A 26,728-nucleotide genomic window follows, 5' to 3' on the forward strand; every position below is an offset into this window, starting at 1 on the left:
CCACTTCATTACAAAAGGTTGTTCTTGTTCGGATCATACAAGCCGGATCTATCCTTAAACCAGTTGAAGATATGCGATACACATACTTTCAGCACCGCGTATCCCGGAACAGCCAGCAGAATGCCCACAACTCCAAACAGATTACCCGACGTCAGAATGACAAAGATAATCGTAATCGGATGGATCTTGAGTGTTTTACCCATGATCTGCGGTGAGATGAATTTACCTTCGATTAACTGAACGATTGTCCATACAGCAACCATCTTCAACAGCATTACTGGCGAAGTAACCAAGGCCACGATCAATGCAGGTGTAATCGCAATTGCAGGTCCCAGATACGGAACGACACTCGTGAACGATGCAATAATTGCAAGAATCAGTGCATAATCCAGTCCAATGACCATATAACCGATATAGAGCAGGATACCGATGCAGAAGCTGACGATAATCTGTCCACGAATGAATGAACTGATCTGGTGGTTGATATCTTCCAGCACATGCATTGCACCTGTACGGCTCTTGATGGGCAAGAAAGACAAAATTTTGGATGGCAGCTTCTTGCCGTCTTTCAGCAGATAGAACAGAATGAACGGAACCGTCACAATGGAGAGTACGATCTCAGTGAAAGCTCCGAGGAATCCGCCCAATGTGCTCCAGGTTGAGTCCAGAATTTCCGCAGCCTTCTGGGAAGCTGTTCTCCATAGGTCCTGCCAGTTCATATTAAGCGTTTCCTGGACCTGACCAAACAGCTGACTACCCGTCAATTCCTCAAATTGCTGTCTTACAGTCTCACTGTACGTTGGGAAATTCGCGATAAGTCCCATAATCTGATTGCGAAGCACCGGAATGACTGCCAGCACTACAACTGTCAGAATGCCTCCAATGGCGAGATACAGGATCAGAATGGACCAGCCACGCTTGATTTTCCATCTCTCCATCACATCCACAATCGGATTCAGCAGATAGTAGAGTATGCCTGATAGAATAATAGGTAGCACAATGGTCTTGATGAGTACGGCGAGCGGATGAAGAACAAAGGATACTTTGGTCAGAACCATCACGTTTAGTCCTACTAACAGCAGAACTAGCAGAACTAGGACAAATTTGTTGTTCAGAAAAAACCGCTTGAACCGATCCGGCCAAACGCGGGGTTGCTCAGGTTGCTCCATAGGCGTGTCGTCCTCTCTCTTATGTATCGGTTAGTCATGAATACAACTGTAAAACGGGTATGCGTCCCTTACATGTGAAAATAGTACCTTGTACAAGCCAACATATGTATAACACTCTGGAATTATACGTATGGTACTGTTTAACCGTTTCAAATAAGAGCGGTAAACTCATCTTACCCCAAAATGAATCTTTTGCCCCACACGAATCATTTGCAAAATATTCCTATACCAAAACGGTCCGCCTCTATGAGACGAACCGTTAATTTGAAGCCTTAGATCACGCTATATCTTGCTCTTAAACGGATGTTGATCATTATGCTTTTCCCGCCAGTTGCGCGATCAATTCATAGGAATGCAAGCGTGCCTGATGATCATAGATCATCGACGTAATAATCAATTCATCCGCCTGCGTTTGCTTGATGAAGGATTCCAACTGTCTGCGTACGGTTTCAGGGGACCCATTTACGGCTGCCTTCAATGTCTGTTCCACACCGGCTTTTTCCCGGTCAGTCCATTTGCCTTCCATGTCGGCTGGGGGTTGCACCAGTCCCGTTGTTCCGCGGATGATGTTCAGGAATTGCTGTTGCATCGTTGTACCCAGCCATGCTGCTTCCTCGTCTGTATCCGCAACAACAGCGTTGACACCAACAATCACATGCGGCTCCTTCAAGCCATCGGAAGGTTGGAAGTTGTTACGATACGTTTCAAGTGCGATTCTTGTGTAATCGGGCGAGAAGTGGCTTGCAAAAGCAAATGGCAATCCCAGCTGACCCGCCAGACGTGCACTGAAATCACTGGACCCCAGCAGGTAAATCGGAATATTCAACCCTTCACCCGGTACAGCACGAACAGGCGCGTGATACGATGTTGCCGATGCATCGAAGTATGCTCGGAGTTCTGCGAGCAGTTCAGGGAAGTCCTCACCACTGTTCAGATCTTTGCGGAGGGCCAGCGATGTTCGGCGGTCACTGCCTGGTGCACGCCCCAGTCCCAGATCAATTCTGCCTGGATACAGCGATTCCAGTGTTCCGAATTGTTCGGCAATGACGAGTGGAGCATGGTTGGGCAACATAATTCCGCCTGATCCCAGACGAATCGTCTTGGTACCACCAGCCAGATATCCAATGACGACCGAAGTCGCGGAGGAAGCAATGCCCGGCATATTATGGTGCTCCGCTACCCAATAACGATGATAACCCCATCGCTCTGCATGCTGTGCCAGATCCAGACTGTTACGGAGTGCATCGGCAGGCGTTGCGCCCACAACAACCGGAGCTAGATCCAAGATTGAAAGCTTAACGTCATGAATATGTTCTTTATGGGATGGTACCGTATTTTCAGTAGTCATTATTGTTTAATCTCCTTAATGATTATATTTTTGTATATCCAGATATATAGATGTATTGTAACAGAAGCTAATATCATACGCAGATACGATATAGCCGTTCACATCCGGACGGAACCCCTGCTTGCTGCATTGCTTCCTAGCTTCCGTTCCGGCATCCGGCTTATAACTCGTTCTTCACGTACTCGGCAAATTGACGAATCGTTTCTTCGTTACGCCGATAATATGTCCATTGTCCTCTTCGTTCCGAGAGCAGCAACCCTGCCTTGAGCATGGTCAGCAGATAGCTGGATATCACCGACTGAGCCAGTCCAGCCTTCAGTTGAATCGTGCCCACACATATTCCGCTCTTCCCACCATCCGGATGTTGGGATAGTTCAAGCGGAGAGAAATGTTGCTCCGGGTTCTTGAGCCACAACAGGATCTGTCTACGTGTCTCGTTCGATAATGCTTTGAATATGAGTATAGGTTCCATGGGTCGATTATACCCCCTTTCCTCCATTTTGCAAACACATGAACAAACAAACCGACTCAGAATCGAGTCGGTCTGGTATCACATGGACTTATGGATGGAGATAGTATCCAATTAGAATTTAGTCGTCACTGTTTGTTTAACTTGATCCAACATCGCTTCATATGCAGGTGCATCTAAGTATCCAATACTTCCGAAGAGCAGATGATCTACGGCTTCAATTCCTACAAATTCAAGGATTCCCACGTCAGAAGTCATTTTCAACCCAGCAGTCATGCCAATCTGATCGTAGACTTCACTCGGTGTACCGTGTGTATTGATGATGAGTCCTTTTTTGCCTGTCAGCAATTTCTCGATTCCCGCTTCACCCGCTGCATATGCAAAACCATAGGCGAATACACGGTCAACATATCCTTTCATAATGGCTGGAAGACCTGTCCACCAGATCGGATAGATCAATGTAATGGCCTCTGCATCTGTAACAAATTGTTGTTCTGTTGCGATATCCTGTGGTGTCTGCCCTGCGCGCATGGAAGCTGTATCGGCTTCAGTCAGTACGGGCTGGAATCCAAGCTTATACAAGTCACGAACGACCACTTCATGGCCTTGAGCTTCGAGAGCTTCTACAGCGGTATTCAAGATTGCGTTATTGAAGCTATCTGCGTGTGGGTGTGCATATACGATAAGGTGTTTCATAGTGTTAATTCCTCCAGGTTTGGTTTGAGTTAGGTTTCGAAAAATGCAGTGAACATATACATAGACATCTATGTATATGTATAAAAAATATATGATCTTCTGTCTCCGTTCTTATTCAGATTCGGATAGACAGAAGATTGATATCGCTACTATAACCTTTTGACAATATGGGACAGCAAGCTCTCCAGTTGTTCCGACTCTTCATCTGACAGGTCAGCATAGATGATATCATTAATCCGATCTGATACCTGAGAGAATATGGGCTCGAGTCGCTTCCCCTGTTCGGTAAGTCGAATCATCGTGACTCTGCTATCTTCCGCACTCTTGCTGCGTTCAACATAACCGAGCTTCTCCAGCTTGTTGACCAGCACAGTTACAGTGGGCTGGGTACGTTGAACACGTTCCGCCAGCATTTTGATAGACAGCGTCTCTTCCCGATATAAGAACATAAGCACATCTCCATGAGAAGGAACAATGCCAGTTACCTCATGCTGTTCCAGTTCGTAAACTATTCGTTTGTTGATATGATCCCTGATTCTTGCAATCAGTGCAATCGCGTTATATTTTGGCATGACCTCATTATACATAGACATCTATGTATAATCAAGTTTTTTCTTTCTCCATCCAAAAACAACCCTTCACATGACTACAGGAATGCAGTATGTGTGGGCTGTTTATCTTGTTTTACTCTAGACAATCCAGTGCGTGATTTTTTCCATCGTCTGTCGTGATTTCTCACGTTTTGGTTCTTCCACACGATAACCAAATGCGGCCATCACCGAGACGTCCCACGCACCATCCTCCAGTAACCCCTCATTTTCCATGATACGATGGACATCCTCACGGCTGAAACCTTCAATCGGACAAGAATCAATCTCGATCTGAGCCGCTGCCGTCATCATGTTGCCAAGTGCAATGTACGTCTGTTTCGATGCCCAATCGAATAATGTTTTTGGATTTTGCAGCAGACCCTGATTATTCTGAAAATTCCCATATGCCGCGCTTGTCATCTCGAATACATCATCTGTCATTCCTTTGATTTCTTTCAGCATGTATTCCGCATAGGGAGAATTGTAACTGGCGTCCGAACGGGCCAAAATAACAACAAAGTGGCTTGCCGTTGCAAGCTGCTTTTGAGCTCCGGACGAGACTTCTGACAACCTCTGGCGCAGTTCGGGATTTTGCACAATCAGAAATTTCCATGGCTCGAAACCGATTGAACTCGGGGACAGCCTTCCGGTCTCCAGAATAAATGAGAAGTCCTCATCCGTGATTTTACGCGATGCATCGAATATTTTGGTCGCATGCCGGAATTGAAAAGCCTGTAGAATTTCTTCTTGTTTCTTTGCCTGAGTTGAAACGTTCATATTCCTCCACGTCCTTCGAATTAGGATTTTATTAGTATGTTAACACCTTGTGAAGTCTACATTATTATCATTTAACTTTAGATTAATAGTAGTACCTATAATTGAAAATTAAAAGTACGCACATTATTGTTTCTTGGTTTATAAAAGTAAGTAATAGGATGAATCTAAGAAAATATACACAGTCAAGTTTCGATTTAGGTTTTGAACTCAGTGATATATTTCTATTAAAAGTAAATTTCATACTCAGGCTTCATTCCACCGTTGAAATTCTCAACATCGTTGCATGCAGGAAACGTTAGTTTTAAAAAATGAGGAGCCTCCTGGTTAGTAGGCTCCTCATTTTTTGTTATGCTGTCACCCAAGTCATCCTGTTCGTTAAACTTTGAACTCCTGAACGAGCTTATCCAGATTTAACGCGCTCTCCTTCACCTGATCCGACTGCTGAACTACTTCCACAGACTGTGCAGTAGAGGCAATCATATGTCCAGCGATCTCTTGACTGGATGCGGCCGATTGTTCACTGGCTGATGCAATCTCATGAATGGAGCCCACCAGTGTCTTAATATTTGCAGTCACTTGTTGTGAGGTTGCATTGAGATCTTTAACTGCATTAGCATGTTCTAGGGAATCGATATAATACTGTTCCGCTGTGTTCTCCAATAATTTATAATCTTTGCCCACCTGATTGAACATAAAGGATAATAATTCTTTAGCATTGGAAGACAGATTGGTTACAGACTGCGTGACCTCTTCCGTTACCTGCTGAATCTGATCTGCGGCCTGTCTGGAATCGTCTGCCAACTTGCGAATCTCACTTGCTACAACTGCGAACCCTCTGCCTGCTTCTCCAGCCCGCGCTGCTTCAATCGATGCGTTAAGTGCAAGTAGATTAGTCTGTGCAGTAACATCCAAAATAGACTGAGATAAAATACCAATCTGATCTACAGCAGTTGCACGTTCCAGTGCTTCTGACATCTTCTTGCTAGTGTGATCGTACATATCTATAGCCGCTTGGCTTGATTCGCGGGCTTCATGCTTCAATTTCTCAGCCTTGGTGCTGGTTACATAGGCAGCTTCCGCTTGTTTGGACGTCTGTTCCGAGATATATTCGGCTCCCTGCTGCATCTCATTAGCTGAATGATTCATATTTTCAGTGTGAGCTGAGGCCTCTTCCATTGCGGCCGAGAGTTCTTCAACGGTGGCAGATACTTCTCGAATCCGCTCATTCAGACCTGTCATGTTCTGGTTCGTAAGATCACTAACCTGGTTGATATGATGGGACTCCTGAATTACACCACGAATAACATTCGATGTAGAGTCGGTCATTTTGGAAATGGCCCGTGCGATGACACTGATCTCATTATTCCCCTCTGTTAGATAAGGATCAATGGTAGCCGTTAAGTTCCCTTGCGTTACCTCTTCACAATAACGGGTAATGGCTTTCATTCGTTGACGGATACTTCGAATCATTACATACGATATAATAATAAGGGTCCCGAGTGACAACAAAAGCACCGAACCTAGTATCAACGCTCGCTGTTTAATCACTTCCTGAGTATTTGCATAGAGCTTGGCTGACTCTTCTTCATTATATGTACTCAAAAGACTGATCGTTTCAACAATTGCTGTACTGCTCTTATTGATTCTTCCTCTCTCATCACTATCATAGGTTCCCGACTTCTTTTTGACATCCATGATTTGCTCAATATCCTTGTAGTATGTATCCATCTTAGCTTCCACATCTGCAAATATCTCTTTTTCTTTGGTATCCAGTGTTCTTGCGGAAAATTCATTCAGACCGTCGGTGACACTCTGCTTACCTTTTTGAACCTGATCGTACTGCTTATCTGTATACTCTGCATTATCAAGAACCTTCGTATAATTGGCACGCATGTTATAGAAATTACTCTTCACTTCAAGGACGTTAGTCTGATGCTGAAAGCGGTCATTATAGAGAATACCCTGTCCCGACTTGGCTTCGTTCATGCTGAACATTCCGATCAGAAAGACGGTGACTAAGCCGATCAGACTAATGGTAATCATAATCACCATCGTAGTTGTGAGCTTCAGATTTTTCAGTTTGTTTCCTTTTAGATACTTTTCTTTAGGCTGGTTTGACATCGTTTTACCTCCATTTTTCATATCAATGATGCTTCTATTACTATCGTCCTGATAATCTATATATCGTATGTATTTATACTAATTATTAGCTTTCCAGGAAAATTTCCTTTAACTCTACTGAAGCGAAAAGAAGAATAACTATTTTAAATAATCGGTTATGATGTAAAACTGAAAAAAGTTCACCGCCTATGATGAACTGACTCATTGGGAAAAAACAAATAAACCGCTTAGGAGTATAACCCCATTTAGCGGCTTAGTCTTGAGATAGAAGTAAGATGCTCCATTTATAACTGTTCCATGAATTCATTTTCAGATATGACGGTATATCCTTCTTGTCGAAGTAGTGCTGAGGTAACCCCTTCTCCAGCGATCTTGTGGTTGGCGAAATTCCCATCATAGATCATCTGTGTTCCACAGGACGGGCTGAACTCTTTCAGAACAACGCAGGAAACGTCCAGTTTACGTGCCCATTCCAATGTCTGATAGGCGCCTTTGATGTATAGGGCTGTGACGTCTTTCCCACTCTTTTCAATAACCTTCGCTCTTCCTGCCAGCACATCCTTGCCTGTGCCCCCGATAATTTCAGCCGGTTCCCGAGGTGTAGAGAATCCGCCAAGCAGCTCCGGACACACCATCTTCGCCTGCTCGTGCTCCACAAGACTCTGAATTTTCTCATCCAAACTCGCTGTACCGTTGTAGCGACAAGCCACCCCAGCCAAGCATGAACTGACCAAATATTTCATTATGATCTCCTTATCATCCAATAACCTATGAAGTCCATTGTAACATAAGAGACTACGCCCTAGTATTCACCTCTGGTAATCATTGTGATTCGTCCATCTTCCTTGTATTGAACCTGAAAAACATCCGTGCTCGACTCCAGTTCAAATGTGACCATACCTAGAGCCTCAACGTCCCTGTGTAATTGATAGTTGCTAAAATCAATGTTAAATATTTTTTTGACTATAGGACCTGCCTGATCCCTGAGAAGAGACTCATCTATATTAAATAATTTCTCATGATACGCCTCCATCTCTTCTATATTGCCTATGTCTTGTTCCTCATAATGATTAGTATCCCCAACCGTGTATCCCAATCCCTCTTTTCCTTCAGTCATCTGTACAAAGTAGTTATTCTCAAAGGAGAAAAAGACCGTATCCTTACCAAGTTCATCGTCCTTTGTGCGGCTCACACCCTCTAGGGCATTATCAGGTTTACCCGATAATGCCTCAACTGCATGCCTCGCACTCTTCAAAGCCGTCTGGGATACCTGATCAGCTCTCAGCTCACCTGTAATCGAGACAGCCTTATCCTGCTGCCACACAATCTCCCCATAGTTTATCTCATCCCCTAATGTTAACACGGTGTGCGATACGGGTTGCGTTTCTCCCTGTTTCATACCTACTGATCTGCGAATGAGCTCAGGTTTAAGCGTTGGATCACTGCCTATACTTTGCAGGAGCGACGGAATCTGGCGCATATAACGATGCTCCAGCTCCCTCGGCTGCATCTTTCGTCTCATCTGTACTTCCCGCAGATTACCTGTCGTGGCATCAAGCCAAATCTCCGCATAATCCTCCTCATGTTCATTCCCGGCCTCGACATACACTCTTCCTGACACGGGTAAATCTTGCACATTCGTGATCTTCAGTTGCTTTCCAAGATCGTCACGCATGGTGACCGCGACATTCCTTTTCATCTTGTCGGTCAACAGATCTATGCTCAGATTATTGGAAAACTGTAACGCAGCTATTGGATAGACCTGTTCGATAACAGGCTTCACCAGTTGTCCATCATTCCATATCCATAGGAACAATCCAGCAGTAATGGCGAGTGCACCTGCGCCTGCGACAAGAGGACCCCTTCTAAGGCGGCGTCGCTTGGCTCGAAATGAGCCTACTTGTGGTCTTGAAGGCATCGAACTACGCTCTGATCTGCCCCCCAGCTTCCCCTCCTCCGAATTCTTCATCCAATCCACCTGTTGAAGCACATTCCGCTTGTGATCTTCTGTAAACGGAGACGTCGCAAACGGTTCCTTACGGATTTCTTTTTTCCACTGCTCATCCTCGTGTCTCATTTGCTTCGCTCCTCCCAATGTTTACGCACTTTCTCCTTACCTCGGGATAGTCTGGACTTCACCGTGCCCGAGCTAATTCCCAACATCTCAGCGATTTCACTTGTCGTAAGCTCATATTTCAAATGCAACAAAAGAATCTCCCGAAATTTCTCCGGCAAAGCCAAAACTATATCCCATATCTCATGTACATGCTCCTTGCTCATTGCTTCCATCTCGGCTGAAGGATACGTACCTTGTACAGGAATCATCTGTCCCTGGTCTAAATGCTCCTGTTCCGTGCCAGTGTGTAGTGTCTCTCCCCATAAACTACTACGATAAAATTTGGATTTCCGATATGTAAAAGTTGTATTTCTAGTAATCGTCAGCAACCACGTCTTCAGTGTGCAATCCCCCGATAATGGGAGATCCCCGAATATACCCGAATAAATACTTCCTGTGATAATTCATCTGCCTGTTCGGCACTCTTCGTCAAAAAATAAGCATAGTTCCACACATCGTTCCCGTAATCATCCATCATGCTGCTGAGTGTAGTATTGTCTATGGTCTGGGCATGTGCCAGAAATTGATAGTCCAACTGATATTCACCTCACTTAATAAGACTGAATCTACTGTGGATTAGTTCCCTGTTTTGAACATTATTTCTTATTATTGTAGCAAGAACAAAAAAAGCATGTTCAACATCGCTGAACACACTGATTCCTTCAAGCATTTTGCTCAGTTAGACATCTATATCTCCAGATTCCTTTGTTTCCTTTGTATAAAGTAAAAATCGATAAAGGCGCGGCATATGCTTCCGATGCAGCTTTCTTCCAAAAAGCTTTTAGCTCCGTTTCTTCTGGTTCTTTCTGTCCTCTTCATCATCATCATACTTTAACCGCAGTAATCATCAGAAACATCGGTCTCCGATTCTCATCTCGCATGCCAGGAATCTGTTCAATCATCTCCAGTGATGGCTTGGACTCAGCCACTTGTTGAATGGAAAACCCAGCTCTGATCAGCTCATTCAGATGCGTTGCCACCGTTCGATGGTATTTGATCACGTCCTGATTCAGGAAGTTTGCTACACGTTTCCCCTCATCGTGGTAATCATCCACGGGCCAGTGCAGGATCTCACCCTCGGGTCCATAATGCCAGTCCTGCGCTGCACGAGCGGTGAAGATCGGATGTTCAGAAGACAGTACAAACGTCCCACCTGAGACGAGACAATTGTTGATTTTGGCATACACCTCATCTAAACGTTCAATATAATGCAAAGCAAGTGAACTGATCACAACATCGAATGGTTCAGTTGCAAAATCAATATCTTCAATCGCCATCTGTATGTACTGGATCTGTGAATCATTTGTCATCTCACGAGCACGCTTGAGCATATTGTTAGACAGATCTACACCGATGACTGAACTTGCTTGTTGCTCTCGCGCATATCGACAATGCCAACCAAATCCGCATCCCAGATCCAGCACATGTTTATCTTTCAAATCGGGCAACAGCGTCTGCAATTCATGCCACTCCCCAGCAGCATCCAATCCCTGTACAGAACGTGCCATCTTACTATAATTATCGAAAAACTCATCTTCATCATACTTATTTTGTTTCATCCAGTGATTCCTCCCGCTTGGTGAATATGCACTTACTCTACCCTATAAACGATATCCAAACAGAAAAGTTGCCAAGTGATTAGATGGCATGTTATTATACAGAACGAACGTTCAGTATAGTTTTTGCAGAATGAACATTCAGTTTACTAACGGAGGTCATCATGAACACGAATTGGACGCATCCATTGGAAAGACAATCTGTAGGCAAGGCTTTTATTAGCTACCTCGTGCCTTCCGTACTGGGGATGCTGGTTGTTGCTTTTAACTTTATTATCGATGGTATTATGGTAGGACACAAACTGGGCTCCACCGCCATGGCCGGGATTGGGATCGCTTCCCCTGTGTATACTCTTTTTGTCGCCATGTCTCTATGGATTGGTATGGGTGGAGCCACCTTGTACTCCAATGCCATGGGTAGAAAAGAGATCTCTACTGCCAAACAAATTTTCACCAAATCCATTATGCTCATTCTCCTTGTTACGATGGCTATTGGATACACTGCATATACGTTCAAAGATAAGCTGGTGTACTCTCTTGGCGCCAACGCTGAAACGTTCCCGTTTGCATCAGACTACATGAATATTATGTTGTTGTTCGGGTTTGTTTTTACCATTGAGAATGCGCTCTCTATCTTTGTTCGAAACGATGGGAATCCCAACACATCCATGTATGCTCAGATTACATTTGCTGTGGCTAATATCGTCATTAATTATGTAACATTGTACGTACTCGAATGGGGTGTGCGAGGTGTTGCGCTTGGTACAATTGTATCGGCATCGCTGGCGTTGCTTGTCCTGTTCACTCACTTTTTCAAAAAATCGAACAATCTCACGTTCACTCGTTTCAAATGGAGTACCACACTACTGGCTTCCATTGTACTGATTGGGTTACCCAGCTTCCTGGCTGAACTCGGCATGTCGGTCTTCTCTGTCTCTCACAACATCTCCATGGACCGCATTGCAGGTACAGACGGCGTAGCATCCTTTACAGTCTTAAACTATATCCATGGGGTTGTACTGTTAGCGTTCCTCGGTCTCGCATCCGCTGCACAGCCTCTAATCAGTTATTACCACGGTGCACAGCGGATGGAACGAGTACAACAAACGATCCGTTTAGCTACCAAAACAGCTCTGGCATGTGGTGTAGTGTTGCTGCTTGTCGTTCAAGTCGGTGCACCTTATTTTGTACAAATCTTTGGAAACTTCAGCAGCAATGTAACAGATAATGCAGTGTATGGATTACGCATATTTACATTTGCCTATGTGTTCATGGGTATTAACTTTGTTATGAGTACCTATTTCCAATCGATAGGCAACGCCAAAATGGCCATCTGGATTACAGCTGCACGTGAGATGATTATCATGATTGCGTTGATTGCAATTCTCCCGCCATTCTTAGGTGTCACGGGTATATGGCTTGCTGTTCCGCTATCTGAGATGCTGGTTCTCGCAACCATAGCCTTGCACTATAGAAAACGATCCCTCACGGATCGGATCAACGCGTTACGTCCTGAGTAGCCATAATGGATTAAATGAACGTATATAGAACAGATATAGCCCTGCTCGGTCTACATAGATCGGGCAGGGCTTTGTTATGCTTGAAGCAAATATAATCAGAACCGAATATCGTATCGTCCATTGCTATTAACGGTTGCTTGAAAATTATAGCTATAGTAAATGTGAATGATGTATGAATAAAGTGTATATTTAACAAAAATAGGATATAAAACACTTTATATATAATTGTACATATTTGTTAAATGGAGTATGGTTGTCTTGTCAAACTATATACGGCGCCAGATCTCCCCCTCACTTTTATCCTAGGAAATGACTGTGAGGAAAGCTACTGAGAGTATGATCAATCTCGACTTATATATATGAAAAGGAGATGTTCGATTGTGAAAAAATATCAAAAAACTGCAATTTCAGTTCTCTCTTCTATGGCCTTGCTCCTAGCATCTGTTCCAGCAGTATTTGCTGATGAAACGTCTATGCCTGTAATCCCTTCACAAGATGCTCAGATAAAACAGGAACAAGAAGCTACTCTCTTTGCCCAGAACTTTTTAGTAGAGTATTTCGAAGGGGGTTACTCAACAGATATATATTTAAGCGGAAATGTCACGTTTACTTTTCTTCCTCGGACGACTGGGGAATATGTCTTTAATGTTGTTGATATGAGTGGAAATTTGAAGAGTGGTGGACGAGTAATCGCATCAGACTTGAGAACGAAAACTATCACTCTAGGGAATCTGTATGGTTACCATAAAATCGTAGGGTACTCACCTAATGGCGGGGGAGGAGATTATCAAATTCGCTATTAAAATATACTAAGTCGTTTCTTTATATGCAATGTATAAACATAATAAAACAAAAAGACACACTTGATAGATATCGAGTGTGTCTTTAGATTGCTTGGCGGCGTCCTACTCTCCCAGGACCCTGCGGTCCAAGTACCATCGGCGCTAGAGGGCTTAACGGTCGTGTTCGGGATGGGTACGTGTGGAACCCCTCCGCTATCGCCACCAAACGTGATTTGTCGAAGCATAGCTTCTTGAAATCAAATATGGAACTGAAAATCATACACACGTTCTGTGATGTACCAATTTTCATTTCAGAGATCATTCTCTGAAAACTAGATTCGAAACGAAATTTGCGATTTATCACTTGCATATTGGATAAGCCCTCGACCGATTAGTACTGGTCAGCTCCATGCATTGCTGCACTTCCACCCCCAGCCTATCTACCTCGTCGTCTTCAAGGGGTCTTACATACTGGGAAATCTCATCTTGAGGGGGCTTCACGCTTAGATGCTTTCAGCGTTTATCCCTTCCGTACATAGCTACCCAGCGGTGCTCCTGGCGGAACAACTGGTACACCAGCGGTACGTCCATCCCGGTCCTCTCGTACTAAGGACAGCTCCTCTCAAATTTCCTACGCCCACGACAGATAGGGACCGAACTGTCTCACGACGTTCTGAACCCAGCTCGCGTACCGCTTTAATGGGCGAACAGCCCAACCCTTGGGACCTACTTCAGCCCCAGGATGCGATGAGCCGACATCGAGGTGCCAAACCTCCCCGTCGATGTGGACTCTTGGGGGAGATAAGCCTGTTATCCCCAGGGTAGCTTTTATCCGTTGAGCGATGGCCCTTCCATGCGGTACCACCGGATCACTAAGCCCGACTTTCGTCCCTGCTCGACTTGTAGGTCTCGCAGTCAAGCTCCCTTATGCCTTTGCACTCTTCGAATGATTTCCAACCATTCTGAGGGAACCTTTGGGCGCCTCCGTTACTCTTTAGGAGGCGACCGCCCCAGTCAAACTGCCCACCTGACACTGTCCCCGCACCGGATTACGGTACCAGGTTAGAACCTAGATACGATCAGGGTGGTATCCCAACGTTGCCTCCACGCAAGCTGGCGCTCACGTTTCAAAGGCTCCCACCTATCCTGTACAGATCGTACCCAAATTCAATATCAAGCTGCAGTAAAGCTCCATGGGGTCTTTCCGTCTTGTCGCGGGTAACCTGCATCTTCACAGGTATTAAAATTTCACCGGATCTCTCGTTGAGACAGCGCCCAAGTCGTTACGCCATTCGTGCGGGTCAGAATTTACCTGACAAGGAATTTCGCTACCTTAGGACCGTTATAGTTACGGCCGCCGTTTACTGGGGCTTCGGTTCACAGCTTCGGATTGCTCCTAACCACTCCCCTTAACCTTCCAGCACCGGGCAGGCGTCAGCCCGTATACTTCGCCTTACGGCTTCGCACAGACCTGTGTTTTTGCTAAACAGTCGCTTGGGCCTTTTCACTGCGGCCCCCTCGTGCTATTCACACTACCGGGGCACCCCTTCTCCCGAAGTTACGGGGTCATTTTGCCGAGTTCCTTAACGAGAGTTCTTCCGCGCGCCTTAGAATACTCTTCTCGCCTACCTGTGTCGGTTTGCGGTACGGGCACCATCACCTGGCTAGAGGCTTTTCTTGGCAGTGTGAGATCATGACCTTCGCTACTATAATTTTCGCTCCCCATCACAGCTCAGCCTTAGTAATGTGCGGATTTGCCTACACATCAGCCTTACTGCTTAGACGGACATCCATCAGTCCGCGTCACTACCCTACTGCGTCCCCCCATTGCTCATAACGGCTTACGGTGGTACAGGAATTTCGACCTGTTGTCCTTCGACTACGCCTTTCGGCCTCGCCTTAGGTCCCGACTTACCCTGAGCGGACGAGCCTTCCTCAGGAACCCTTAGGCTTTCGGCGGACAAGATTCTCACTTGTCTTTTCGTTACTCATACCGGCATTCTCACTTGTATAATGTCCAGCGCTCCTTACGGTACACCTTCAACCCTTATACAACGCTCCCCTACCCCTGATGCACTGCATCAAGCCATAGCTTCGGTGGCGTGTTTAGCCCCGTTACATTTTCGGCGCAGAGTCACTCGACCAGTGAGCTATTACGCACTCTTTCAATGGTGGCTGCTTCTAAGCCAACATCCTGGTTGTCTGTGCAACTCCACATCCTTTCCCACTTAACACACACTTGGGGACCTTAGCTGATGGTCTGGGCTGTTTCCCTTTTGACAATGGATCTTAGCACTCACTGTCTGACTCCCGGAAGTAAGTCTATGGCATTCGGAGTTTGACTGAGCTTGGTAACCCTTGCGGGCCCCGCACCCAATCAGTGCTCTACCTCCACGACTCTGTTTTCCGAGGCTAGCCCTAAAGCTATTTCGGGGAGAACCAGCTATCTCCGAGTTCGATTGGAATTTCTCCGCTACCCCCACCTCATCCCCGCATTTTTCAACATGCGTGGGTTCGGGCCTCCAGTGCGTGTTACCGCACCTTCACCCTGGACAGGGGTAGATCACCCGGTTTCGGGTCTACGTCCACGTACTATGTCGCCCTATTCAGACTCGCTTTCGCTGCGGCTCCGGCTCTTCACCTTAACCTTGCACGGGAACGTAACTCGCCGGTTCATTCTACAAAAGGCACGCCATCACCCTAAAACGGGCTCTGACTTTTTGTAAGCACACGGTTTCAGGTTCTATTTCACTCCCCTTCCGGGGTGCTTTTCACCTTTCCCTCACGGTACTGCTTCACTATCGGTCGCTAGGAAGTATTTAGCCTTGGCAGATGGTCCTGCCGGATTCATACGGGGTTTCACGTGCCCCGCACTACTCGGGATCCGTCTCGGAGAGAACCAACTTTCAACTACAGGGCTTTTACCTTCTTTGGCGGGCCTTTCCAGACCTCTTCGCTTAATCGGTTCCTTTGTAACTCCATGTGAGACGTCCCACAACCCCAAAGAGCAAGCTCTCTGGTTTGGGCTTCTCCGCGTTCGCTCGCCGCTACTGACGGAATCACTATTGTTTTCTCTTCCTCAGGGTACTTAGATGTTTCAGTTCCCCTGGTATGCCTCTGCATAACCTATGTATTCAGTTATGAGTAACTGGAAATTACCCCAGCTGGGTTTCCCCATTCGGACACCCCCGGATCAAAGCTTGCTTACAGCTCCCCGAGGCAGTTTCGTTGTTCGCCACGTCCTTCATCGGCTCCTAGCGCCTAGGCATCCTCCGTGTGCTCTTAGTAGCTTAACCAAATTGTTCCGGTTTCGACGGCTCGCTTCCCTTGTTTTGCTTGCGCAAAGCCAAAAGTCACTCCCATTCGATACCATCACAACAGCAATTATCTACCTTATAAACACTTCACTTGTTTACACAAGATCAGCTAGGATGATTGTTGATCGGTTACTTGAACCGAACAAGCATTCATCCCTTAAAGGAATGTTCTAATTCGCAAAATTTCGTTTCGATATCTAGTTTTCAAAGAACAAGCTCCATGCAAAAGCAAGCTGTTTGAGAGTTTGAGCTCTCAAAACTGAGCAACGAGTGAGTGTTTTTGCTTTTCATTTCATCCACACCGAAGTGACGGACCGAAATGAATCGCTGTGCAGGTTCCAAAGAACCTGCTTATTTGAATGTTTCCGTTACAGGAAACGATTCTCCATAGAAAGGAGGTGATCCAGCCGCACCTTCCGATACGGCTACCTTGTTACGACTTCACCCCAATCATCTATCCCACCTTCGGCGGCTGGCTCCTTGCGGTTACCCCACCGACTTCGGGTGTTATAAACTCTCGTGGTGTGACGGGCGGTGTGTACAAGACCCGGGAACGTATTCACCGCGGCATGCTGATCCGCGATTACTAGCAATTCCGACTTCATGCAGGCGAGTTGCAGCCTGCAATCCGAACTGAGACCAGCTTTGTTGGGATTGGCTCCATCTCGCGATTTCGCAGCCCGTTGTACTGGCCATTGTAGTACGTGTGTAGCCCAGGTCATAAGGGGCATGATGATTTGACGTCATCCCCACCTTCCTCCGGTTTGTCACCGGCAGTCTATCTAGAGTGCCCACCATGATGTGCTGGCAACTAAATATAAGGGTTGCGCTCGTTGCGGGACTTAACCCAACATCTCACGACACGAGCTGACGACAACCATGCACCACCTGTCTTGAATGTTCCGAAGAAAAGGTACATCTCTGCACCGGTCATTCAGATGTCAAGACCTGGTAAGGTTCTTCGCGTTGCTTCGAATTAAACCACATACTCCACTGCTTGTGCGGGTCCCCGTCAATTCCTTTGAGTTTCAGTCTTGCGACCGTACTCCCCAGGCGGAGTGCTTAATGTGTTAACTTCGGCACCAAGGGTATCGAAACCCCTAACACCTAGCACTCATCGTTTACGGCGTGGACTACCAGGGTATCTAATCCTGTTTGCTCCCCACGCTTTCGCGCCTCAGCGTCAGTTACAGCCCAGAGAGTCGCCTTCGCCACTGGTGTTCCTCCACATATCTACGCATTTCACCGCTACACGTGGAATTCCACTCTCCTCTTCTGTACTCAAGTCACCCAGTTTCCAGTGCGATCCGGGGTTGAGCCCCGGGATTAAACACCAGACTTAAATGACCGCCTGCGCGCGCTTTACGCCCAATAATTCCGGACAACGCTTGCCCCCTACGTATTACCGCGGCTGCTGGCACGTAGTTAGCCGGGGCTTTCTTCTCAGGTACCGTCACCTTGAGAGCAGTTACTCTCCCAAGCGTTCTTCCCTGGCAACAGAGCTTTACGATCCGAAAACCTTCATCACTCACGCGGCATTGCTCCGTCAGGCTTTCGCCCATTGCGGAAGATTCCCTACTGCTGCCTCCCGTAGGAGTCTGGGCCGTGTCTCAGTCCCAGTGTGGCCGATCACCCTCTCAGGTCGGCTACGCATCGTCGCCTTGGTGAGCCGTTACCTCACCAACTAGCTAATGCGCCGCAGGCCCATCCCCAAGTGACAGATTGCTCCGTCTTTCCAGTTTCCTTCAGGTGAAGAAAACAATTATTCGGTATTAGCTACCGTTTCCGGTAGTTGTCCCAAACTTGAGGGCAGGTTGCCTACGTGTTACTCACCCGTCCGCCGCTAACCATCAAAGAAGCAAGCTTCTCTTCAAGTCCGCTCGACTTGCATGTATTAGGCATGCCGCCAGCGTTCGTCCTGAGCCAGGATCAAACTCTCCAATAAAAGATGAATTTCAGTAGCGTGGTTAGACGCTACTGAAATTCATCTCAAGTATTTGAAAAGAGCGATATGCTCATTTTGAATCTGACGAGATTAAAAATCTCATTTGTGCTCTAGTCGATCCAAGCCAAGGCTTGTCTCCAACTTTCGCGTTCATTCTGCAAGCAGAATGTTTACTCACTCGTTGTTCAGTTTTCAAAGATCAAACTCGTTTCGCCACCGAACATTTTTCTCTTCAGCAACTTTTGTATAATATCATGTCCGAACCAACTTTGCAAGTTCTTTTTTTAAGTTTCTTTCGAAGCTTATTCACTCGCTTGCCACACCGTGTAACCGTGTTTTCTTGGCCGGATAAATAATATACCATGCAGAACAAGTACTTGTAAAGCGTTAATTTTTAAAATATTAAATCCATATTTTTGCCGTATCCACTAACTTCAATATAAGATGAAATCTTAGATCCCATTGCACTATTCCACAGCAGAATCTTCTCTATTTAATCTGTCTTTCTTCTATATATAGAAGATAACCCTCTCATCTCTCATATTCGAGGCGAAAGGGTTATTCTCTAAAATAGTCTATATTTATTTACGTTCTACTTTATAGCCTTTGTCCTCAAGCAGTTTCACGATCCCGTGGTCACCCAGATAATGCGCTGCGCCGATTACGATGAAATACTCCTCGCCTTTACCACTTTTCAGGTAACCATCGATTTTGTCGGCCATGCCGATATTACGATCAACCAGCATTGCTTTGTTGTACTCTTCATCATCGGAGAAACTGTTTGTCATTTCAAGCAACTGTTCGTCATTACCTGTTTTCCACATATCGGCCATCTGATTCACACTGTCATCCAGCACATCGAAGTTATCCAGTGTTGCTTTCAACGTTTTCTCTTGCAGATCTTTTGAGAATTCGTTGAACATCCCTAATTGAGATTCGTAGGACTCCAACTCAATCACCGGGAGTTTGCGTTCGATTGCTTTTTGAATGAAGTACAGGTCCACTCCTGAAGCCGCTTCATATCCAGCAGATGCTGACTTCAGGCTCGCCAGCGTGCTCTCTACCACCCAAGGCTTGAATGCATCCAAAGCTTTAGGCTCCAGACCACTTTTCTTCAAAATATCGCCCAACTTGGTATAAGTCTTACTGGAAATATGATCTTTCAGCGTTGTTCCATCCTGATACGAACCCAGACTTAGAACCAACTTTTGCTGCTCTTCATCAGCAGCTTTGCTAATATCAATCTCTACACCGAGATAATCAGCTTCAGCAAAAGCTTCTTCAAACTCTGGACGCAGCGGGTAGAAACTCTCATCAGCAATGTGCATTGACCCTACCAGATAGACTCTGTTGCCATTGTTTTCAACTTCCCACATGAAGCCGCGTCCACCGGTTTGAACAGTTTCAGTTGTTTCGCCTTTGGATACCAAGAGTACTGTGCGCGTTGCAGCATCCCAGCGTACTTCATAACCTGCTGCATCACCAACGATACGGATCGGCGCATATGTTACGCCATTAATGCGTGTAAGCTTGCTTTTGAGTGTAATCGTTTTGCCATCTACCACAGCAGTGATTGTATCATCTGTCGCAGTAGTCAGTTGCACGTCCATGGCATCCAGTGTGGTGCGAAGCGGAACCAGTGTTGTGCCTTTCTCCAGGATCGGCGCTCCTGTAGCATATTTCACCGCTTGATCATTGACCTTAACGGAAGTTCCCTGAGGAGCCGCCATTGCCGGTACCGCAGATGCGAGCAAACCTACCGAGATTGTAAGAGATAATAGCGTGCGTTTCCAATTCATCATATTTATGTATTCTCCTTTATTAAATATAGTTTCCAATCATTTTAATAGAATGGGCATACTTAGATACTACGGATAAAGATGAGAATTGGTGCCACTCCAAATATGGAGCAGCACTTTATCCCTTCAATGCTCGATGTTCGCAAAGTCTAAGTTAATCCACGATAAATAGATACTGATCAGTGCCAGGAAAATGAATACTATAGAAACCTTCCGATTCCCCCGCAGCTTCACTCCATATGCGACGAAGAAAATAGCGATAGCTAATTTGGAGATACTTCGGTAATTGCCCTGCTCTGAAAAGGTTGAACTACTAAATACAATTGAAAGTAGCAATGTGGTCAGAATCAATGCTTTAAACCACAGAGGCTCCCTCAAGAACTGTGTATAGAACCCTTTTAACTGCTGCATGATCATAACCCTCTCCCGATCTCGATTTAACACGACACCACGCAGCACACCAACTACCACACCTAACAGTATTTAAACTAAACACACACACCATCACACACCTGTGTGTTGTCATAATTAGTGAGAGAAAATCATCGATAATGCCTTATAAATCAAGCCATTTTTTCATATTTACCGAGAGTAACTTAATGCTAAAGCTAAAGAATCTCCATCTTTTTCACAAATGCTGAGAAAAACAGCAAATCCTCTTTTGTATATTTATGCATAAAATTGTTAAGGGATTAAACCGGATAATTCTAAGGTACCAATAGCAAAAAAACCGCTCTCTTTTTACTTTGAGAAGCGGTCTTTTGCTATTGATTTAAATTTAACTCTTATATCCAATTTATTAACTTTTTATATTAGTAATTGTCTCTCTCTTATTTCGTTATAAGACTGAGAGTTTTGATTCTCATTGTATGAACAAATATATCTTATTCAAGGAAAGTATTATTTGAACATTCAATCCTACTATCAGTAAAAATTCCTAGAAACCCATTATGTAATTGCTAACATTCATTCTCTCTTCACAATAAAATGTATACTTATATGTTGCTTGGATTCTATTAGAAGGGTACTTCATGAAATATTACTTACTTCTATTACCTATTAAAAAAGTAGTTTTCTAAATATGTCTGCATACTCTTTAGTAGATTCTATTCATTTATCTAAACCTATATGATGGAATTACATTGTGAATTTTTCTGCACGAAAACAACGAATCCCATACAATAAAAAAAGCAGCTAACATAGCGACCCTCAATGGGAGCATGTTATTGTCCCTCGACAAGTTGGGCCCTCGAGATCTGCACCATGTTCGTAATCCAAAATGTTATTCTCTAACCTTATTCCGCTTCGTTTCAACTCTGAGATATACTGATCCAAACATAGGAATCATTAATTGTTCAGTCTTGTCATTGACTTGATTTAATTGGCGAGCTATTTCAGATTCGTTGAAAATTATCTGCTTTTCCACCCATTCAAAAGTTCCATGTTCTGTATATATCCTACCATTAAATCTGAATGTATCTGGATCTAAGTGTTGACTTAAGTCCGGATCTTGCACTGGATTACTAAAATACGATGATTTCACATTGAATTCATTTTTATCCGCTTTAGGTTCTAATGCTGAAGTACCTGATGTGACTGGTCATCATGTTGTTCAACAATTAGATTTGTAGGCTTTATCATTCCTGAAATCATCATTACTACAAAAACATTATAATTGTTTTTTTACCATAATATCCACCCCCATAGCCTTAGCCCCATATAATAGATTATTTCCACTTAGATCATGATATATTCCTCATTCAGGTCCTTTTTTGTATAAAAAATGAGAAAATAAAATGATATCAGTAAGACTAGAAATAAGGAAAAACCGTCCTAAGCAAGTTGGATTTAGGGCTAACAAGGCTAAAAAAAACGCCGATATAGTTCTCTCCGTCGTCCACCGCGTAGTTGAGCATAGATTTGTGTAATTGATGCTTTTTCATGCCCTAACATGCCTTGAATAAATTCTAATGGTACTCCATTGTCGAGCAACTGACATGCATAGGTATGACGAAAACGATGAGGATACACGTTTGCGGCAACCGCCCCACGAGATGCTAAGCGCTTTAATGCCCATCTTAAGTGTCGGTATAGCCATTCGTCTCACTGGGCTGGTATCTGTTACAAATAAGGCTTTACATGAGTCTTCGCGACTGTCTAAATACTTTCTCAACCATACTTTACACTCCGTGGTAAAGTAAACTTCTCTTTGCATTGCCCCTTTTCCGTTTACAATTACCGAACAGTTTTCCCAGTTCAAGTCCTCAATGTTTAACTTCTCCACCTCACCAATGCGACATCCTGTACAATCTAGAATTCAAGAAGACCTCTTTCCCGTTAGGTCTGACACTAGATTTTTAAATGAATCACATCTTCCTCCATCAAAAACTTAGGTACCAGCTTCTCCATTTTTGGCTCACGCAGTTTAATGGAAGGATTGCTAGATAAATAGGTTTCTTCATATGCAAACCGAAATAAGGAACGTACAAAACGAATACGATGGCCAAGGCTACTTGGCTTTAAACGATCCGATTGCTTTGCTAAGTATTCCTTCAGGAGATTTAGAGTTACCCCCGAAGTACCTACATCCCGAGATCCGAAACCAGCATTTTGAGTTGCAAAGCATAAGCACGTAATGTATTTGGACTAAATCCTTGAATTCGTTTATCTGCCTCATAATGATTCCAGAGTTCACTTAAAATCATAATAAAACCTCCTATTAAGAGCAATTAATTCTAGTTTGCTTCGAATAAGAGGTTTTAGACTGGGGCTATATAACTAAAGTTTCCCGTTAGTTTAACGAGTTTTAATAATTTCTTGCCAGTTAGGAGGCAAGTCATAATCCCTAATGTGCTGATAGTCAAGAACCACTACTGATCCGGAGTTATTTATACTAAACCTCATCGAGTCGAGTCCAACATCCAAATGAGGTCCTACGTACGGGATTGTTTTAACCTGAACATCAATATGTGAAGAATGATATTTAACGTCTACATTAGTTCCATCCAAAAAAGGCGTAAACGTAGGTGATACAGTTAATTTATTTTTGTAGTAATGGTTAATCTGTTCCTGTATTTTTGGAGCTAACAAAGTAAGTACTAACCGTTTTAACGGTTCATCGTTTGCCTTTGCACAAACAGGCTCGATTGCCATCAAGAAAATGATGACTGTTAGCAATGATCCAATAAATCTTTTCATTTCTAAACCCTCATCTTCAGCATTTTCAAGGGTAGTTTTCACTAAATGAAGAGAATTTATTATACTATTCTGCCCGTTAGTTCAATAAGATAGATGAACAGTATCGACCGGGTCTGAACCAGCCGATCCCCATACTTCCCCATTAATTTGTGATACGTTTCTCCATGACTAAAATTAAACTAACCTGCTCCGATGGTTGCATAAGAAAAAGCTGCCTTAAAGACAGCTCCGTTAACGCACCCTTCAGTGCAATTAAAAATTCTATTTTAATGCCTTTATCTTTCACTTTCGTAATCATTAATGATTACTTCTATAATATTACATTGTTCATCTGCAACTGCTTTGTTAGATTGTTTATTATAGTTGTAGGTTATTAAAGCCTTCCATAAAGCCCAACCTCTTGCTCTATTCCAAGTTTCTGCATCAAAATTCAATGCATTCTTAAATGACTTTCTGCTACTATCATCAAAAAAAGTCCATGCCATTGCAGCATCGCAAGAAGAGTCTCCTACCCCCAATATCCCAAAATCAATAACCGCACACAATTTACAGTTTTCAATTAATATATTTCCTGGGGCTATGTCACCGTGGACCCAAACTGGTTCACCAGCCCACTTTGAAGTTAATGCCAATTCCCATATTCCTTCCAAATAGGTATTTGTTAAAAGTATTTACATTATTATTAATGGCATCTCTACACTCATAATCGTATACAACAATATCTCCGCCTCTATAAAAATTATGTTCGCCAGCTAAAGGACCTTCACTCGCGTCAATAGATTGTAATTCAACTAAAAATTCTCCCAAATCATTTGCAAATTGATTTGAATCATCTATATTTTCTAAAGTTAATGTCTCTCCATCCAACCATTTGTTGACTGACCAAGGGTGTGGGTAATCCTCACTTGGTCCTCCTTTAGCTAATGGTTCAGATATTTGTGTAGAAAGTTGCCTGGCTAAAATGGGTAACCATTTTTGTTCTTTTTCAGCTTGGGGTACATAGGCTTCATCACTTGGTAACCTAACGCTCATACTATTGCCTAAGTGAAAAGTTTTATTATCATTTCCACTTTTTTTAACAGGCTTAACTTCAAAATCAGTCCACTCTGGAAATTGGCTATTTATTAACTTTGAAACTAAATCTACATCAATTTTTATCATTTATAATTTCTCCCTTTAATCTTATTTATTCATCACCCAAAACCCAGATACAGTCACAAATTTATTTGATAAACGCATCCTTATCAACCCCTTTAATTTGATTACATTTAATGTACCATATACTTACTATTACAAGAACTTCTTATTCCACTATCCTGCCCGTTAGTTCATTGAATTGACGGGAATAATGACGATTAGATATATGCCCAGTCGGCAATAGGAACATGTTCCTATCCAATATGGTAATCGGTACAAGTTCTTGTCCCTCGACAATTACTCTGGATGCCTCCTCACATGCCCTATCTATCCTGTAGACTCAATTGGAACCCGGATTAGATCCCGGCTAAAACAACTTCATTATGGACGATATAACTTTCCACAATATGCTCTCCCCAGAAGTATGAAGTTTCCGAACGCTCTTCAGATCCAATACCGATTTGCCGGTTACTGAGTCATAAATTAATAAAACAAAGAAAACAGCTGATCACTTGGGTCAGCTGCTTTCTTTGTTTTATAGAGGTTTTGTACTTCGTTAACCCCATGTATCAAAACGAAGATGATACAAGTATTTATTTATTGCAAAGATTGTTTCGTTTGTTTTCTTTTAGATAGGGAGTTATCAAGCAACGTTGTTACGATGCCAATTACAAGGGCAAGCGCACCGATCCATGGAATGTAGTTCAACAAGTTGTGGTTGACAGCAATACCCCCGACACCAGCTCCGGCAGCCATTCCAACTTGTCCAATCGCGCTATGCAAACTAAGTACAATGCCTGAAGCAGCGGGAGCGAGACTTATAAGCTGAAATTGGATCGGCGTACCTGAGGACCAGGCTGCTAGTGCCCAGAAAATGAGTAATATATATAGAAGAAATATAGATTGGCCTATAAACGGGAACAACAGTAATGCAATGGCATGGAGTATCATTCCACCAGCTAGTGTACGGAATGTACCCCATTTATCTGTACTGAGTCCTCCTACTTTGGAACCTATAGCACTAGCGATACCAAATATAAACAGGGCTACCGTTACACCCTGATCACTCATGCTAAATATATCAAGGAGATACGGTGAAATGTACGTAAATAAAATGGAATATGAGCCTAACCACACGAACGTAATCAGTAACGCTGCTGCGATACGCGGTTGCATGATGAATTTAAACTGATCACGCAAAGGAACAACTTCTTCAGCAACTACTTTGGGTATGATCAGCAGCGCTAGGAATAAGAGAATAAGTCCTATTACTCCAAGACCAATAAATATGATGTTCCAATCATAATGGGAAGCTACAACCCTACCTATGGGTACACCGATAACTAATGCCGTACTATTTCCCATAATAACCGTAGCAATTGAACTGCCTTGCTTGCCTGGAGCAGCCAAAACCGCAGCAAGAGTAAGGAGCGTAACCTGAATAACACCGGCACTAAGTGCTGAAATGATTCTAGCTACGATAAGCATCTCATATCCTGTTATCGTAGCAATTAGAATGTTAATAACAGAGAATACAGTTAATGCATAAACTAAGAGTTTTTTTCGGTCTAATTTAGATGTGAAAGCAATTAAAAAAGGAGTACCTACACCAAAAGCTATTGAGAACACTGTAATTAGCTGTCCAGCAGAAGAAACTGAAATGTTGCTAGACTCAGCAATTTTGTCTAGGATCCCGGCAATAACATATTCTGATGCGCCATTAAGAAAACTAATTACAGCTAATAAATATATTTTCCACATGTTTTTCAAAAATTGCACCTTCTTATTTCTGTATTTCTAGAAAAATAGATTAATCAACTATTCACTAAAATATATATTCTATATTCACTCATCTGGGGACAAAACCATTTTCTATATAAGCCCCTTCTATTGAATTAGTAGCTAAAGACCTTCCCACAAAAAAACAGCCGCTAATCGAATGGTTATACTCATTCGTGTTCCACCTTTCAGTGTTAAATCCATAAGAGATTCTCCATATTCAGAGTAATCCTACTTATCCGTCTGTAATACATTATATTTCGCAAAACTTATGTTACTTTTATTATTCAAATAAATATATACATTTCGGCATTTTAGTTTGAATTAACATGAGATCACATTTGTTACTCATAAGTAACGCAGTGTTTTTTTGTTTGTATTATGTAGAAAGAACAAGTTTTTTAGTTTT

20 protein-coding genes, 3 rRNA genes and 2 pseudogenes are annotated in these 26,728 nt (G+C 43.6%); 2 read left to right on the top strand and 23 right to left on the bottom strand.

Features of this window, described 5'->3' with window-relative positions; all coding sequences use genetic code 11:
- Positions 1-8: 8 nt before the first annotated feature.
- The 12 genes from C0Q44_RS02205 to C0Q44_RS02255 form a co-directional block, all read right to left on the bottom strand.
- Positions 9-1,169: an AI-2E family transporter gene (locus C0Q44_RS02205; RefSeq protein WP_105405869.1), complete on the bottom strand. Its 1,161-nt coding sequence runs from the start codon at positions 1,167-1,169 to the stop codon at positions 9-11.
- 313 nt (positions 1,170-1,482) lie between these two features.
- Positions 1,483-2,517, bottom strand: a complete 1,035-nt coding sequence (locus tag C0Q44_RS02210) for an LLM class flavin-dependent oxidoreductase (protein WP_105405870.1) — start codon at positions 2,515-2,517, stop codon at positions 1,483-1,485.
- A gap of 160 nt (positions 2,518-2,677) precedes the next feature.
- Entirely contained in the window at positions 2,678-2,989 is a 312-nt protein-coding gene (locus C0Q44_RS02215) for an ArsR/SmtB family transcription factor (RefSeq protein WP_105405871.1), read from the bottom strand.
- A gap of 111 nt (positions 2,990-3,100) precedes the next feature.
- Entirely contained in the window at positions 3,101-3,682 is a 582-nt protein-coding gene (locus C0Q44_RS02220; RefSeq protein ID WP_105405872.1) for an NAD(P)H-dependent oxidoreductase, read from the bottom strand.
- A 149-nt stretch (positions 3,683-3,831) separates the two neighbouring features.
- Positions 3,832-4,275 carry a MarR family winged helix-turn-helix transcriptional regulator gene (locus C0Q44_RS02225; RefSeq protein WP_308737384.1) on the bottom strand — a complete coding sequence of 148 codons (444 nt, stop codon included), beginning with the start codon at positions 4,273-4,275 and terminating at the stop codon, positions 3,832-3,834.
- Between the two features lie 96 nt (positions 4,276-4,371).
- Positions 4,372-5,049 (bottom strand): NAD(P)H-dependent oxidoreductase, encoded by a 678-nt coding sequence (locus C0Q44_RS02230; RefSeq protein ID WP_105405873.1) that lies wholly within the window; start codon positions 5,047-5,049, stop codon positions 4,372-4,374.
- A gap of 375 nt (positions 5,050-5,424) precedes the next feature.
- The gene (locus C0Q44_RS02235) at positions 5,425-7,170 is read right to left on the bottom strand and encodes a methyl-accepting chemotaxis protein (RefSeq protein ID WP_105405874.1); all 1,746 of its coding nucleotides are present in this window, start codon (positions 7,168-7,170) and stop codon (positions 5,425-5,427) included.
- Positions 7,171-7,454: 284 nt separating this feature from the next.
- Positions 7,455-7,913 carry a 2-thiouracil desulfurase family protein gene (locus tag C0Q44_RS02240; protein ID WP_105405875.1) on the bottom strand — a complete coding sequence of 153 codons (459 nt, stop codon included), beginning with the start codon at positions 7,911-7,913 and terminating at the stop codon, positions 7,455-7,457.
- A gap of 59 nt (positions 7,914-7,972) precedes the next feature.
- On the bottom strand, positions 7,973-9,247 hold the full coding sequence (locus tag C0Q44_RS02245; RefSeq protein ID WP_105405876.1) for a hypothetical protein: 1,275 nt from the start codon (positions 9,245-9,247) through the stop codon (positions 7,973-7,975).
- Entirely contained in the window at positions 9,244-9,615 is a 372-nt protein-coding gene (locus tag C0Q44_RS30620) for an RNA polymerase sigma factor (protein ID WP_258166127.1), read from the bottom strand. The genes C0Q44_RS02245 and C0Q44_RS30620 overlap by 4 nt, the downstream gene beginning before the upstream one ends.
- 8 nt (positions 9,616-9,623) lie before the next feature.
- A complete protein-coding gene (locus C0Q44_RS30625; protein WP_258166128.1) occupies positions 9,624-9,821 on the bottom strand; it encodes an RNA polymerase sigma factor in 198 nt (65 codons plus the stop codon).
- 289 nt (positions 9,822-10,110) lie between these two features.
- Positions 10,111-10,845, bottom strand: a complete 735-nt coding sequence (locus tag C0Q44_RS02255; protein WP_105405877.1) for a class I SAM-dependent methyltransferase — start codon at positions 10,843-10,845, stop codon at positions 10,111-10,113.
- Positions 10,846-11,006: 161 nt separating this feature from the next.
- Between C0Q44_RS02255 and C0Q44_RS02260 the strand changes: the two genes are divergently transcribed.
- Positions 11,007-12,362, top strand: coding sequence for an MATE family efflux transporter (locus C0Q44_RS02260; protein ID WP_105405878.1), 1,356 nt, complete (start codon positions 11,007-11,009; stop codon positions 12,360-12,362).
- Between the two features lie 380 nt (positions 12,363-12,742).
- Positions 12,743-13,165, top strand: a complete 423-nt coding sequence (locus tag C0Q44_RS02265; protein WP_105405879.1) for a hypothetical protein — start codon at positions 12,743-12,745, stop codon at positions 13,163-13,165.
- 89 nt (positions 13,166-13,254) lie between these two features.
- On the opposite strand, the gene rrf is transcribed toward C0Q44_RS02265, so the two are convergent.
- From rrf to C0Q44_RS02310, 11 genes and pseudogenes are all read right to left on the bottom strand, one after another.
- A 5S ribosomal RNA gene (rrf, locus tag C0Q44_RS02270) occupies positions 13,255-13,371 on the bottom strand.
- A 144-nt stretch (positions 13,372-13,515) separates the two neighbouring features.
- A 23S ribosomal RNA gene (locus tag C0Q44_RS02275) occupies positions 13,516-16,440 on the bottom strand.
- Between the two features lie 412 nt (positions 16,441-16,852).
- A 16S ribosomal RNA gene (locus C0Q44_RS02280) occupies positions 16,853-18,406 on the bottom strand.
- Together the 16S, 23S and 5S rRNA genes form the textbook arrangement of a ribosomal RNA operon.
- A 581-nt stretch (positions 18,407-18,987) precedes the next feature.
- Positions 18,988-20,208 carry a TraB/GumN family protein gene (locus tag C0Q44_RS02285; protein WP_105405880.1) on the bottom strand — a complete coding sequence of 407 codons (1,221 nt, stop codon included), beginning with the start codon at positions 20,206-20,208 and terminating at the stop codon, positions 18,988-18,990.
- A 123-nt stretch (positions 20,209-20,331) separates the two neighbouring features.
- Positions 20,332-20,676, bottom strand: a complete 345-nt coding sequence (locus C0Q44_RS29985; RefSeq protein WP_181150820.1) for a hypothetical protein — start codon at positions 20,674-20,676, stop codon at positions 20,332-20,334.
- Positions 20,677-22,068: 1,392 nt separating this feature from the next.
- A complete protein-coding gene (locus C0Q44_RS30630; protein WP_258166129.1) occupies positions 22,069-22,236 on the bottom strand; it encodes a tyrosine-type recombinase/integrase in 168 nt (55 codons plus the stop codon).
- Between the two features lie 124 nt (positions 22,237-22,360).
- A pseudogene (locus tag C0Q44_RS30635) lies at positions 22,361-22,489 on the bottom strand (integrase); the annotation flags it as partial.
- Between the two features lie 298 nt (positions 22,490-22,787).
- Positions 22,788-22,910: a hypothetical protein gene (locus C0Q44_RS30640; protein WP_258166130.1), complete on the bottom strand. Its 123-nt coding sequence runs from the start codon at positions 22,908-22,910 to the stop codon at positions 22,788-22,790.
- Between the two features lie 91 nt (positions 22,911-23,001).
- Positions 23,002-23,445 (bottom strand): DUF3888 domain-containing protein, encoded by a 444-nt coding sequence (locus C0Q44_RS02300; protein WP_258166131.1) that lies wholly within the window; start codon positions 23,443-23,445, stop codon positions 23,002-23,004.
- A 233-nt stretch (positions 23,446-23,678) separates the two neighbouring features.
- A pseudogene (locus C0Q44_RS02305) lies at positions 23,679-24,564 on the bottom strand (aminoglycoside phosphotransferase family protein).
- A 573-nt stretch (positions 24,565-25,137) separates the two neighbouring features.
- Complete coding sequence (locus C0Q44_RS02310) at positions 25,138-26,301, bottom strand: MFS transporter (protein ID WP_258166269.1); 1,164 nt, start codon at positions 26,299-26,301, stop codon at positions 25,138-25,140.
- Between the last annotated feature and the right edge of the window lie 427 nt (positions 26,302-26,728).

Origin of the sequence: Paenibacillus sp. PCH8 (assembly GCF_002968835.1) — a bacterium.
Taxonomy (GTDB): domain Bacteria; phylum Bacillota; class Bacilli; order Paenibacillales; family Paenibacillaceae; genus Paenibacillus.